Below are 12,452 nucleotides of genomic sequence, written 5' to 3' on the forward strand. Positions count from 1 at the left end.
TTACTCTCCATTTGATTGTGATACGTCATCATCCTGCGATGACGCTGGGGTTTCGCCGGGTATCTGACAGGCATTAGCCTGCGGTACCAGACTGATTTCGACACGACGGTTAAGTGCGCGCCCTTCCGGGGTGTCATTGGTTGCGACCGGGCGGCTGGCGCCATAGCCCTGCACCGCAAAACAGCTTTCCGGCACATCGCCAGTGTCACGCATCCAGTCGCGTACCGCTTCGGCACGCTTCAGGGACAGCATCTGATTCAGTTGAGGGCTGCCGGTGTTATCGGTGTGACCACTGACGACAATCAGCCAGCCCGGCTTCGCCTTGATGCCGACCAGTGAGTTCACAAGCCATTTGGTGGAGCCGGTTTTCAGTACCGATTTGCCGGAATCGAACAGCGACAGACTGTCGAGACGCACCGTTGTCGGAGTCGATTGAGATTTCGATACCCGTTTGGGCGTCGGCTGCGCTTCAGATTCAAACGGCGGGGGCACATAAGCATGGATCGCATCCAGTAGCGGCATTCGCAGACGCTCACCCTGATATAAACCGAGGCTCAGACGGGGCGGTATCCCGTTGCGCGCCAGATTATCCAGCGCTGCCGCATCGTCACGCAGGACAGCAACGGCGTCGGCTTTGGGGCCGAAATCATGCATCGGGATACGGTCGTAGCGGGCAATATCGAAGCTCACACGCTGCAGTAACTGACGATTGTTCCAACCACTACTGAGCAGCGCTGCAATCGCCGCCAGCGTGAAAATCCCGAGCGCACAACGGAAGGCTCGCCCACGCGGCGTCAGGCCTCGCCCCTCCGGCAGCAATGGCAGGATAAAATCTGGCAACGGGGAGATAACCGAACTGTCCGTTCCCACTGGCTGCCAGCCCGCCACCTGCTGCATGGCGGTGTGGCGGGACAGCCACGCGGTCCAGGCCGATGTGGCCAGACTTCCGGCAAGGATCGGCCCCATACCCCACAGCTCCGCAACAGGTATAATGGCAGGAAAATCGGAGTTCTCATCCATAAAGACAGCTTTGACGTGTTGATGGAACCAGCTCATCAGGCTGTTCATCAACACCTGTTGCTGCATCGCAGGCGACCCACCGGCGGTGACCCATGCAGCGATGGAACCCGGCGCCGAAGACGCACGCCAGACTCTCACGCCTTCCCCTGGGATAGCCGCCTGCCAGAGCAGATCATTCGTCATCGCGCTGCCAATCTGACCATGCAGGACCAGCGGCACAGAATGACCCGTCTCTTTACGCAGCCGGCTGATTTGCCAGCGCAGGGCCAGCAGGCAACGGGTTAGATGCCCGCTGTCGGCGTATTTCTGCGGACAGACGCTGACCATCACCGACAGCTGATCTCCCCAGCCAGGGCGAAGCCATAACAGCTGACGGGCTGTCTGCTCCAGATCCTGAGGGCTCTCCACCCGGATCCAGCACCCCTGGGTGACGGTCAGGACCTGAGATTGCCCGGGCCAGGCCTGGGGGAGATCCCCACAGACCAGCACCACGGGCTGGCGATACGTGGCGTCAGGCAGGTCGTCGGGGCGCAACGTCGATTCATGCTCTGCACGCCGGCTGGCCACAATCCAGCACGCCAGGATAACCCCCAGCAGCGCCAGCAGAAGCAGCATGGAACCCCCTCGGGCTCCCGGCAGAAAACCCAGACAGATCACCGAACTCAGCAGGGCGGCCCACAGCGCAAGTCCGCGCTGTTGTGCCGGACTCATTTCACGACTCCCGGCAGCAGGCTCAACAGCATCTGATCCAGCCAGTGATCCAGGCCCCACCAGAGTGCGGCGACCGCCAACATGCTCAAAGCAATACTCACGGGCCATGACGCCAGCCAGCCGCCCACGCCCCATCCAGCACGGCTTTCCGCCAGCACCGGATGGGACGCTGGATAGCGGAACGGCGTGACATGTTCATTGAGTGCATTGACGAGTTTCTGACGTTCCGGGTCATTCTGAGAATGGAAACTGCCCAGGAAACCCAGCATCATCACACGCTGGAAGCAGGTCACAACGGCATGATCAGGCGCCGGCTCACGCAGCACATCACGCATCCGATCGCAGAGCGTATCGCCGGCATCCATGGTCCCCAGGAAATGTCCCTGCAGGGGAATGTCATACCACTGCACACAGGCGTCATCCTCCACGCCGCGCCCCTTGACCGTCTCATCAAGCAGCGCACATTGCGCGGCAAGAATGTGCTGACAGCCCGCCTCATCCAGCTCACGCGCTTTCAGCTCTTGCTGGACCCGCTCCACATCAGCAATACAGCGCTCCCACAAGGTGCGCCCTTCGCCATCCTGGAATGTCGGGCCGTGACGCAGGCTGATGACCTGCAGCCAGGTATCCTGCAGCAGGGCGTCAATATCGATGGACGCGGCCGCGCCGCGTTTACGCTCACTCATGTTCTCAATACCGCAAAGAGTTCAAGCTCAGGCTCGCCGAGCATCCCCGGGACATAAAACATACAGCTGCCGCTTTGCAGCATCTCGGTGGCCAGTGGGTGTGTCACATCGAGGCTGAAATACTGATTTTCCAGGCGCAGCGGAATGGCGGCCGGCACATGACGTAGCGGCGCCAGAGGCACCCCCACCCGTGAAGAATTGACGATACTCCTGACATGATCGGGACTACCGACCTTGCACTGACGCGGGAACTGTTCCTGTAGCTGAGCCGCCGGTATCGATGAACGTACGGAGAGATAGTAATCAGCCCCTTCGCGCAGGCGCGGGTCATGCAGACGGGCATGCCAGACGTGAAGCCGGGCATCGTGCTCAAGCTCAATCGACACCACCCGCGACGGCAGGCTGGCTTCCAACAGATCGCCCAGCAAATCAAACAGCGGCGGAAAAACGTTATTCAGCTGCTCATGCTGCCAGACAGGAATAGCACTCACCTGGTGCTCCAGTGAGAAGGTCAACAGGCTGCCCGCAAGGCGCGCCAGCTCCGGATACAGACGCTCGGGCGGGCTTTGCGGGTGACACTGAAACTGCCCCAGCACCGGCTCCGCGCTGTTTAGGGCANNGAGCAGCCAGAACAGGGAGACGTCCGCCACGGCAAAATCCGCCATGCGCTCGTTACTTTCCCTGCGCATGGCCATCAGGCGACGGCGGCGGGCGCGCAGCTGCGTCATCAGTTGCTCCAGTTGGGTCACCAGCCAGCGACTGCTCTGGATGGTAAGGAGCGGGGGGAGATACGCCTCATCAAGCGCCCAGCGCCCCTGTGAATCCTGCCGCAGACGAGCGACCGGGCAGATCAGGTAATCGCTGTTGTTCTGATGGATGAAACGCAGCGTCAGCTCCGGCTGCATCACCGCAATCTGGCGAGTATCCTCCCCGAAGGTATTGCGGACATCCCGCCAGCGCTGGCGATAGCGAACAGGGCGCCCGGCCACCTCATCGGGTTTAAGACAGTTGCCACCATTCGCCCGCAGCAGCGGAAGGGCCAGAACCACCACCACTTCCTGTGATTCACCCTCAAGCGCCAGCGCCGGCGGCAAGTCGTCAGCATTATCCGTATCGATAAGCGTACCGTCCGGAAACCGGATATGCAGGTGGCGGGCCTGCAGGCGGCCCAGTTTCAGTGCATCCGGTTCAAAAACGGCATTTATCACGCCCCAGGGCTGTGCAAGACCCAGCCGGGCAATGCATTCCGCAGACCAGGCCGCGTATGCGGCCTGTTGCTGGAAGTGCTGAGGAGAGACCATAACGCCCCTGCCCCATAACGGTTGTTCCGTTTTCATCGGCTTCCTGCCTTAGCTTATGATTTCGCCTTCGGCATCTGAGAGACCAGTGACAGGTTGACGTCCATGCCCTCCACCTGGAAGTGCGGGACGGCATACAGCTTCACACGGAAGAAGCCCGGGTTATCTTCAATGTCCTCGACCACCACTTTGGCATCGCGCAGCGGGTGGGACGCCTGCAGCTCGTCGCCCGGATCGGTCATTTCGGTGACCAGACCTTTCACCCAGGTGTTGAGCTCCAGCTCCAGCAGACGACGGTCTTTGGTGGTGCCAATATTTTCACGCTGAATCAGCTTCAGGTAGTGGGCAATACGTGACAGCAGGAAGATATACGGCAGACGGGCGTTGATACGGCTATTGGCCGTCGCATCCGCAGTGTCGTAAAGCGCCGGTTTCTGGGTGGAATTGGCCGAGAAGAAGCAGCTGTAGTCGCGGTTCTTGTAGTAAGAGAGAGGAATGAAACCCAAATTGGCGAACTCAAATTCACGGGTTTCCGGGGTCATCACTTCGGACGGGATTTTCACCTGGCTGCCGGTGCCCAGATCGTAAAGATGGATTGGCAGGTCCTGAACGGCACCACCAGCCTGCGGGCCACGGATCTGTACACACCATCCGTTGTTGATAAAGCTGCGCACCATGTTGGCCGCGAAGGCAAACGAGGCGTTGGTCCACAGATATTTGTCGTGGTCCGGGCCCTTCACTTCTTCCACATAGTTGAAACTGCGCACCGGCACGGTGTCCGGGCCATACGGCAGACGGCCCAGCACGCGCGGCATTACCAGGCCGATATAGCGGGCATCGTCCGTCTCGCGAAAGGATTTCCACTTGATATATTCGGCGCGGTCAAAGTGGTTACCGATATCTTTAATGGCCGCCACCTCCTCCATCGAATCCTTGAGGAAAAATTTCGGGCCGGCCGCGCCGATAAAGGGCATATGGGCAGCGGCCGAGACTTTCGAAATATTGCGTAGCAGGGCAACGTCCTGCGCAGAGGCATCAAACTCGTAAGCCGAAATCAGGGCCGCAATCGGCTCTCCACCCGGCGTATCGTATTCATCGATATAGGTGTGTTTATACAGCCCGCTCTGGATAATCTCCGGACTGTCTTCAAAATCCTGACGCAGGTCGTCTTTAGACATATCCAGCAGTTCAACTTTCACATTCTGGCGAAAATCAGTTTTATCGACCAGAGATTTAACGCCGCGCCACAGGCTTTCTACCGCCTGGAATTCTCCGCTGTGCATTATCGCATCCAGCTGACGGCTAATCTGGTAGTCCAGCTCAGCGATATGATGGTCAATCAGGTTTTTGTCGAGTTTCTCAACTTTTGAACCCGATTTTTTCAGGCATTCCAGAAATACTTGCATCCCGGCCGTTAACCGCTCATCTGCCGTCGCATCGGACATCGCCTGCGCGTCCTGCCAGATATCCAGCGCGCTCAGCGCGGAGACCGGGCTCAGATTGATTTTTTCAAACAGCGACGCGTAAACTCCGCCAGCGACAGGGTGTTCGAGCACCTCGCTCTTACTACCCGCGATATTTTCATTTTGTACAGACATGAGCATTCCTTGATTAATCCGTTATAACATCGTGAGGGGTTAAGGCTGTTTTGGAGCCAGAGCGGATAGCTCGCTCCTGAGCTCTGCGCTTAACGCCGGATCCAGCAGAATCTTTTCCAGCTCTTTTCGGAAAGTCTGGTTATCCAGCAGGTTCGCCTTTAAATCACGAAGTAAATTACGCATGGAAAGCATGGCCTTCAGCTGGGGAATTTGCCGTGAAACCTGCTCTGGAGAGAAATCCTTCATGCTCTGGAATCTCAGGCTGATATTATCTTCGCCAGCGTCATCAGCAAGGGTGTTTTTAACGGTAAGATTAACCTTTGGGGAATACTCGGAAAGCACTGCGTCAAAATTGTTTTTATCTAAATTAACCTTTTCGCGCTCAAACAATGGTGCAGACGCCTGACCATTACTGAAGTCACCCGCGATCAGCAACTTCAAGGGGAGCTCAGTCTTTTTGCCTGCGCCACCGGTATGCAGGTCAAGTTTGAGATTAATGCGCGCCTTTGGCACTTCGTTCTGGAAACTTCCTGCCATACACCCCATCCTATTTATATAAATAACGGGGCAAAAAATCGCCCAGCGCCGTCTAGATTAAAGTCTAAGCATTAATCAGTACTTCAACGACAAAAGCAAGCATCGATTATATTTTTCAGACTTTCTATTTTTTATTGTTGGCGCTCTATCAGAAGCGCTGATACTTTATCGAAAATTCATAAAAAAGAATACCAGGCTTATTAATTTTATATTTATTGACTATTTATTTGTGGACGCTGATGACAAACACATTGTGTTTTAATGGGTTGTATTGAATAACTCGAATTTTTACTGAGTTGAAGGATCAGATCGCGCATTATCCTGCAGCATAGAGCATCCCGTAGCAAAGCAGAAGTTCAGATCTGGCGAAGCCTGGAGAGATAACGGACGGACGTAGCGATCGATCGCGTCAAGGCGCTCAGGGAAAGCGCTGGGGTCGTACAGCGGGAGGATGCGAGGCAGGCGAAAACCCAGGGCAAAAGAAGACCATCCGTAGCATCAGCGACGGCCCATTTAGCGCGACGCGCGCCCGCGGATTGAGCGACTCAGCGATGCCAGGATAGACGAGGATGGACGCGGGCTCTGGCTCTGGCTCTGGCTCTGGCTCTGGCTCTGGCTCTGGCTCTGGCTCTGGCTCTGGCTCTGGCTCTGGCTCTGGCTCTGGCTCTGGCTCTGCAGGAGACAATTGAAAAGGAAGTGATGCGGATGATCAACAAATACTCGCACTCTCCCGGTAAAGGAGAAGCAAAATGAATAACACCATTCAGGCTAGCCCACACTCTTCGGAGGAGAGCAGCATCCCCAATAAGACAATCAAATTGCTGACCAGATATAAAATTTCATCCAAACATGTAAGAGCCTGCGTGAAGCTGGAATTTTCTTCATTATCCGGCGAGATAGCCACCCACGAACCACCTGAGCGAACGCCAATAACCCACGGTCTCATCGTCAAAGAATGCAGGATACCCCCTGCCCCAAAATTCCCCACCAACCCACGCCTGCACTGGGGGGTTGGGAAGGTTCCAAAATTTCACGCTTTTCAGTTCATTGCAGTTTTAGACGATCGCATCGGGATCGCGCCACTCAGCGACAAAACGAGGGAAACCTTACAGAGTGCGGTCTACGCATTTTTTGGGACGCATTGGAAAATTGCAAAAATGATCACAGGACGATCGCGCAAAACGACCGTGAGGGCACAGCGGCATCAGGTGCGAAACTCACGTGAAATCGGCAGTGGACTACGCGGCGGCAGGATGCGTATGTGGTGATTATTTGCGCAGAATAGGGAAAGGCGATAGATTAGCCGCGGGTGCCTTGGACTTGTCTGTCCGGGCAACCGGCAGGCAAAGAAAAAGCCCCACCTGACGATAAATCAACGTGGAGCTTCTCTCATGCCTCAACAACGTGAGGATAGCCCACTTACTCGCCGAAAGGCAAGGAGAGGTTGGCTATGGAGCCACAAAAACCAGTGCTCATTGCGCTAATCGTTATCAGTATCACGCTATTAGGCGTACTGCTGCTGACAAAGCAAAATCTCTGCGACGTTAGCTTCCGAAGCGGCAAAGTGGAGATAGTGGCTCACATGGCCTACGGATCCGAGTAAGTGAGCGACAGGGGCGGTTCGCCGCCCCGATCGCATTGTCGAACGCATGGCCCCAAGGCACCCAAACCTCAGTAATACAAAAAGCCCGCAGGGAAACCCGCGGGCTTTTCTGTTTATACATAGCATGGCACGTCACCACCCTATCGCCATTTCATCGCCACTGGACAAATTTAAGACACAAAAAAACCACCTTGCGGTGGCTTAATAACAAAACATATCGTTTTGATTTTTATACCATTTTGTCATGGTGCCCGGAGCGGGACTTGAACCCGCACAGCGCGAACGCCGAGGGATTTTAAATCGTGCGTTATTCCTTTTATTATCAATGAAATAACGTATTTTTTTCATAATAACATGATAAAAAATAATTTTATCTTTCATGCAGTTAGAACCCTTTACATCCAGTAGTTATGAAGGAGGCACCTTTAGTAGAAGACATATTACCCCATCTGAAAAAATAAGGCTGGCCTATATACCGCGATATCAGAATAAACACAGCGCATTCATTGCGCTATGTTTATATGTTTTGTTTAAATTCACATCAATTATTAACAGATGATTTTCCAGTGGAAAGCACTTGTGTATTTATATATAATAAAAAAACAATTTTATTGTTTTATGCGTTTAATTAGGACGAGTATGATGGTAGAAAACAATGATAAGAAATTAACATCACTACAAGTTGTTCGCGGAATAGCTGCTTTGTTAGTGGTGTTTTTTCATTATCGTTTTTTCTTGAAAGACAATGGGGCTATGACGCCTGATTTTTGGGAGCAATTACTATCCCCTGGCATTATAGGTGTTAATATATTTTTTGTTCTCAGTGGGTTTATTATAGCTTGCTCTACGAGCAAGTACCAAAAAGGTGTTGAATCATTTAAGCTATTCGCTAAAAACAGAATACTCCGCATTGTCCCATTGTATTATTTTGGTTTACTCGTTGCTTTTTTGCTTGGTGGGGCAATGAGCACCTTTCACTATTCACAAAAAATTGAAAACTTAATTAGCGCATTAACATTTACTGTGTATGATAATAATGTATCACCGCATTATATAGATGATAGCGGGATGTATAATGTACGATGGACACTAAATTACGAAATATATTTTTATTTTGTTTTTGCAGTGTGCATGTTATTCAGGTCTCGCCTGACTTTTTTATTGGTGTGGTTTATATCACTGACGCAAATTATACCCGCTTTGCTTGGCTTTACGCCAACACTAAGCGTATCTGGTTATCATTTTGATTATGCGAGCTATGGATTTTTTACAAACCCGATAGCTCTTGAATTTGTTGTCGGTGTAATATTTGGGTTATTATATCTCAAAATTCAAAATAACATACGCGAGCATAACTATTTAAAATATAGTTTTTTGCCAGCAGCAATTTTCCTTGTCATCTTGGTATATATTAGGATTATTTCCCCCTTTGATATATTAGCAAGCGTAATTATTGGCCTCATAATATTATCATTGGCTTTGTATAAGAAAGCGACATCAAGATTTACAATTGCTTTCGTATATCTTGGCGATATTTCGTATTCACTTTATTTATTACACAATCCAATTGGTAGTGCCATATTTAAAAGGGTTGATGGAGCAAATCACCCCTATTTTTGGTTTATGATTGCTGTATTATCATCAATTGCGATATCACACTTCACTTATAGATATATAGAAGTGTCATTAACAAATTTCCTGAAGTCAAAATTGCCATAGCATAAAATAAAAGCCCACATTATTGTGGGCGTTCTTTTCATTCTGGTATGAGTGGGAAAACCACAGGCAATTTCGTTGAGTCTACCCGGTTAACGTTTACTCTGAATTTTTTCCAGATCTTCAATTTCACATCTTCCTCGGGTGTCGCTTCGCCAATATCGACTGCATCCTGTAACGGGGCAATGGCTTTCGCGGCTTCGGCCAGCAGGCCTTGCTTCTTCTGCTTGGCCTGTGCTATCAGTTCGGCCAGAGTATATATCCGAGGGACAATACTCCCGTCAATAAACTGCCAGCCACCATGGGTATCGACACCATCCGGTAATGACGCCATTTCTATGACACTGCCACCCTCGGGGCAAATAGCACTTGCGTCTTTATCAATAGCGCAAATGACTCCATTGGGAAGGTATTTCACTTTAAAGGTATCAGGCCGACACTGTGTAATTGCTTGATACCAGTCGTCCCCCGACTCATCCTGCCAAAAAATAGCATGGTACTGTTCGGCTATTTCTTTTTGTTTATCGGCCACTGGCGTGTATTGGGTTAAGTTTTTTAGATGCAGCATTATTATAGCCCCCCTACGTTATACCATGTTCCATTAATAAGCTTTTGTAGTGCTCGACGGTAGACTTGATCGGGGAAGTCATCGCGGTTACCATTTTCAACCCCCGTAATTACATAAGGTGGCTGATCACTATATCCTATCCCACGCCATATTTGGGAACCCTCACGAGCTGAGAATCGAATATCTTGAACTGTTTTTGTGGCTGGCATTAGTTCAACCCAATCATGTTCAAAACCATAACCATCACGCGCAGAGCGGTAATAAATCCCTCTATTTCCATGATTCACTTTAAACTGTACAGCAGGGCAACTGCCCACCCCCATATTGAAATGAAGAATAAGGCACGATGCGCCAGGGAGAGTTGCTTCATAAACCCCGCTTGACGCATTCCAAGGCACTGCATCCTCGCTAGCTACTCTCCCCCCTGTTTGCCCCAGAGCAAATGCTGAAACATCATCCGCCGTTAAAGTAAGGTCTGATTCCAGTGAATAACGATTCACGGTTCTTGTTTTTGGGATGGCGTTAGCTGCCTGACTTATCGTTTCCAGTAAACCAAGGTATTGTAGAACCGCATCAGTGCTGGCTTTACCGATGATGTCCCGCCCGACCTGAGTGAGATCAGTCTGACCGGCGGTGTCTGTCCCGGTAAAGTACGGGAGTTTATTAGCGCCTGTCGCTAGGCCTGCTAACGCCGTTAAGGTGGCGTCACTGGCTTGAAACTGTTTATTTAATGCTGTAAGAACCTGATTCGAATCATCAGGAGAGAGGGATATTCCAGCTGACTCTACGATGTTAGCCAACTCCTCTTGTATGGCATTAAAAGCAGCGGCACGCAGTCGTGTTGCAGCGATGCCACCAGCAACATTGCCATCCGTATACTGGCCACCTGGTGTTGCTGTAGATTCAACCTGCCCGATTCTGAGCATAAGTCATCCTCACTATATTAAGCGATAAAATACAAAATATTCATTATTACAATCGGTTATACGTAACTAAAAATAAGATGCAGATGAGAGGGGGCAATTTTAGTGAGCGCACACTCTAATTGCTTATTTCCCCATGAAGCTAGGGGATCACCACAATATGAGGCTCCAGACCGCGCATATTTAATGGTGGTTTCCGGCGCATTGATCCGCCAGACAAAAGGCCACTCATCACCGTTCAGGGCATCACCACACGCAGACATACCGCACATCGAGGGGCGAAACTGAGTGATGGTAATGATATACCCCAGCGTTGCGGCAATATGGATATAGTAATCCCGGTTCAGGCCGCCGGTACTGATTAGCTTTGCCACCACCATGCGCTGGCGATCGCTGACACCATCGATCTCACCGATGGAGCAGTCATCCGGAAGACCAAGCGTAGCCTCCCACTCAGGAAGCATGCTGGTCGCAGTGGGCGGGAATGCCCCGGAGATGAGATTTACCGCATCGTCATCCGAACGCTGGAATGCCCTTCCCAGAGCGCGCAAAACCGCCGACTGAACTGTTTTTGACGCCCTAGGCCACGCCCTGCCGGTAGGCAGTAGCGCCCCCAGTGCACCGGCGTAATCATCTTTCGAAAAGAGGCTCATACAAAGCGCACCTCACCCAACACCGGAATTTCGCCAACTGCAAACGCAATATTGGCAGTCGGAGAATTCAGGATATAACCCGTCGTTCCGTTAACATCTCCAATGCTCTTGTTGATATCCGAGAGATAGACCTTACCGGAGCCATCAGGATTGGCCTCTTCAAAAAACAACGCGGCGAGCGCATCCCTGATGCCCTGTACAGTGGCGCTGTCAGCATTCTTGAGCCCTGCAATTTCGACGTCGATAATTTTCGGGATCGGAGAGCACACAAAAACGATCGCTGTGTCAGTCTGCTGAGGGTAGATGTGATCGGCGACAGCCAACTGGTCCCCGGTGGCTCTGACAGCCCCCCAGTCCTCCAATTGTGATATCCCGTCGGAGCCGACTGGAAACCCGCCGCTGGCATTCCGATTACACATGATATACACCCCAACGGTCCCTCCCCCATTCAGGCGCCGTTTTACCCACGCACGGGTCACGTTAGGCACTTCAAGCGCCCATTTTTTATAATCGGTATCGCTGCCGCCCTGTGGCGGATTCTGCCACGCCAGCAGGCCACGGCGGCGGAATTCGTCTTCGCCTTCAATATCCGCCCCACCAGTTGCAGCAGACAATAACGTTACCTGCGGATCCACGCCGGCAATATTGGCGTCTAGGGTCAGCATGGTCCCTGCATCAGCGTTGCCGCGCGCCCCTCCGCCTGTTACATCGTTGGTAATGTCAGGCAGTATGGCAGTCACTGGTACAACACCAGATCCATCTGCCTGGGTTTTTAGCTCTGAGTCTGTGCGGTACTGGTAACCGTCGCCACGGTTCAGGATCGTGCCAGCCGGAATAATGCTGCCAGCGGCACCGGTGGCCTGTGCCGATTGTGACTTCGCGGCCATGGCTGGTTTACGGAAAACCTGCTTCATAGCCATCCACCCCGCCAGAAACTCATCGGTAGAAGTGAACGGGGTAGTCTGCAGGGCAATATAGTCTAAGTAGGCATAGTGCAGATGCCCCATCCCGGCATCCATGTCGGCGAGCACTTTCAAGTTAGCGAAGCGCAGTAGCGCGCCAACATCCTCCAATTCCGCCTGCATAAACTTCCGATTTCCGTCACGCAGTTCGCTGAGTGTCGGTCGTTTAAACGGCAT

General features: G+C 52.1%; 13 protein-coding genes. 3 read left to right on the forward strand and 10 right to left on the reverse strand.

Features of this window, described 5'->3' with window-relative positions; genetic code table 11:
* The 6 genes from ETEE_RS18415 to ETEE_RS21705 all read right to left on the reverse strand — a co-directional run bounded on the left by ETEE_RS18415 (window position 1) and on the right by ETEE_RS21705 (window position 6,576).
* Window positions 1–1,731 (reverse strand): OmpA family protein, encoded by a 1,731-nt coding sequence (locus tag ETEE_RS18415; protein WP_038631664.1) that lies wholly within the window; start codon window positions 1,729–1,731, stop codon window positions 1–3.
* The gene (gene tssL, locus ETEE_RS18420) at window positions 1,728–2,417 is read right to left on the reverse strand and encodes a type VI secretion system protein TssL, short form (protein ID WP_034166038.1); all 690 of its coding nucleotides are present in this window, start codon (window positions 2,415–2,417) and stop codon (window positions 1,728–1,730) included. Before tssL ends, ETEE_RS18415 begins: the two co-directional genes overlap by 4 nt.
* Window positions 2,414–3,754 carry a type VI secretion system baseplate subunit TssK gene (tssK, locus tag ETEE_RS18425; RefSeq protein WP_038631667.1) on the reverse strand — a complete coding sequence of 447 codons (1,341 nt, stop codon included), beginning with the start codon at window positions 3,752–3,754 and terminating at the stop codon, window positions 2,414–2,416. Before tssK ends, tssL begins: the two co-directional genes overlap by 4 nt.
* 17 nt (window positions 3,755–3,771) lie before the next feature.
* Window positions 3,772–5,319, reverse strand: a complete 1,548-nt coding sequence (gene tssC / locus ETEE_RS18430) for a type VI secretion system contractile sheath large subunit (protein ID WP_038631670.1) — start codon at window positions 5,317–5,319, stop codon at window positions 3,772–3,774.
* Between the two features lie 33 nt (window positions 5,320–5,352).
* The gene (gene tssB, locus ETEE_RS18435; RefSeq protein ID WP_034171959.1) at window positions 5,353–5,850 is read right to left on the reverse strand and encodes a type VI secretion system contractile sheath small subunit; all 498 of its coding nucleotides are present in this window, start codon (window positions 5,848–5,850) and stop codon (window positions 5,353–5,355) included.
* Window positions 5,851–6,363: 513 nt separating this feature from the next.
* Window positions 6,364–6,576, reverse strand: coding sequence for a hypothetical protein (locus tag ETEE_RS21705; protein ID WP_174434940.1), 213 nt, complete (start codon window positions 6,574–6,576; stop codon window positions 6,364–6,366).
* A gap of 23 nt (window positions 6,577–6,599) precedes the next feature.
* On the opposite strand from ETEE_RS21705, the gene ETEE_RS22130 reads away from it, so the two are divergent.
* From ETEE_RS22130 to ETEE_RS20540, 3 genes are all read left to right on the forward strand, one after another.
* On the forward strand, window positions 6,600–7,118 hold the full coding sequence (locus ETEE_RS22130; RefSeq protein WP_034165339.1) for a hypothetical protein: 519 nt from the start codon (window positions 6,600–6,602) through the stop codon (window positions 7,116–7,118).
* A 182-nt stretch (window positions 7,119–7,300) separates the two neighbouring features.
* Window positions 7,301–7,453 carry a Hok/Gef family protein gene (locus ETEE_RS20535; protein ID WP_071881934.1) on the forward strand — a complete coding sequence of 51 codons (153 nt, stop codon included), beginning with the start codon at window positions 7,301–7,303 and terminating at the stop codon, window positions 7,451–7,453.
* A 639-nt stretch (window positions 7,454–8,092) separates the two neighbouring features.
* A complete protein-coding gene (locus ETEE_RS20540) occupies window positions 8,093–9,172 on the forward strand; it encodes an acyltransferase family protein (RefSeq protein ID WP_158407655.1) in 1,080 nt (359 codons plus the stop codon).
* Window positions 9,173–9,209: 37 nt separating this feature from the next.
* Here ETEE_RS20540 and ETEE_RS18455 read toward each other — a convergent pair whose 3' ends face one another.
* Genes ETEE_RS18455 through ETEE_RS18470 form a run of 4 tightly spaced genes read right to left on the reverse strand, consistent with a single transcriptional unit; the run spans window position 9,210 to window position 12,452 of the window.
* Entirely contained in the window at window positions 9,210–9,737 is a 528-nt protein-coding gene (locus ETEE_RS18455) for a tail fiber assembly protein (protein WP_034165338.1), read from the reverse strand.
* 2 nt (window positions 9,738–9,739) lie between these two features.
* The gene (locus tag ETEE_RS21720; RefSeq protein WP_051905111.1) at window positions 9,740–10,663 is read right to left on the reverse strand and encodes a hypothetical protein; all 924 of its coding nucleotides are present in this window, start codon (window positions 10,661–10,663) and stop codon (window positions 9,740–9,742) included.
* A gap of 56 nt (window positions 10,664–10,719) precedes the next feature.
* A complete protein-coding gene (locus ETEE_RS18465) occupies window positions 10,720–11,313 on the reverse strand; it encodes a YmfQ family protein (protein ID WP_034165337.1) in 594 nt (197 codons plus the stop codon).
* Window positions 11,310–12,452, reverse strand: coding sequence for a baseplate J/gp47 family protein (locus tag ETEE_RS18470; RefSeq protein WP_034165336.1), 1,143 nt, complete (start codon window positions 12,450–12,452; stop codon window positions 11,310–11,312). Before ETEE_RS18470 ends, ETEE_RS18465 begins: the two co-directional genes overlap by 4 nt.

Origin of the sequence: Edwardsiella anguillarum ET080813 (assembly GCF_000264765.2) — a bacterium.
GTDB classification, from domain to species: Bacteria; Pseudomonadota; Gammaproteobacteria; order Enterobacterales; family Enterobacteriaceae; genus Edwardsiella; species Edwardsiella anguillarum.

Bases quoted from the DNA above. Each gene is read 5' to 3' on its own strand.
- tssB (WP_034171959.1), bottom strand. From the start codon at position 5,850: ATGGCAGGAAGTTTCCAGAACGAAGTGCCAAAGGCGCGCATTAATCTC.
- ETEE_RS18470 (WP_034165336.1), bottom strand. From the start codon at position 12,452: ATGCCGTTTAAACGACCGACACTCAGCGAACTGCGTGACGGAAATCGG.
- ETEE_RS21720 (WP_051905111.1), bottom strand. From the start codon at position 10,663: ATGCTCAGAATCGGGCAGGTTGAATCTACAGCAACACCAGGTGGCCAG.
- ETEE_RS22130 (WP_034165339.1), top strand. From the start codon at position 6,600: ATGAATAACACCATTCAGGCTAGCCCACACTCTTCGGAGGAGAGCAGC.
- ETEE_RS20540 (WP_158407655.1), top strand. From the start codon at position 8,093: ATGATGGTAGAAAACAATGATAAGAAATTAACATCACTACAAGTTGTT.
- ETEE_RS20535 (WP_071881934.1), top strand. From the start codon at position 7,301: ATGGAGCCACAAAAACCAGTGCTCATTGCGCTAATCGTTATCAGTATC.
- tssL (WP_034166038.1), bottom strand. From the start codon at position 2,417: ATGAGTGAGCGTAAACGCGGCGCGGCCGCGTCCATCGATATTGACGCC.
- tssC (WP_038631670.1), bottom strand. From the start codon at position 5,319: ATGCTCATGTCTGTACAAAATGAAAATATCGCGGGTAGTAAGAGCGAG.
- ETEE_RS18465 (WP_034165337.1), bottom strand. From the start codon at position 11,313: ATGAGCCTCTTTTCGAAAGATGATTACGCCGGTGCACTGGGGGCGCTA.
- ETEE_RS18455 (WP_034165338.1), bottom strand. From the start codon at position 9,737: ATGCTGCATCTAAAAAACTTAACCCAATACACGCCAGTGGCCGATAAA.
- ETEE_RS18415 (WP_038631664.1), bottom strand. From the start codon at position 1,731: ATGAGTCCGGCACAACAGCGCGGACTTGCGCTGTGGGCCGCCCTGCTG.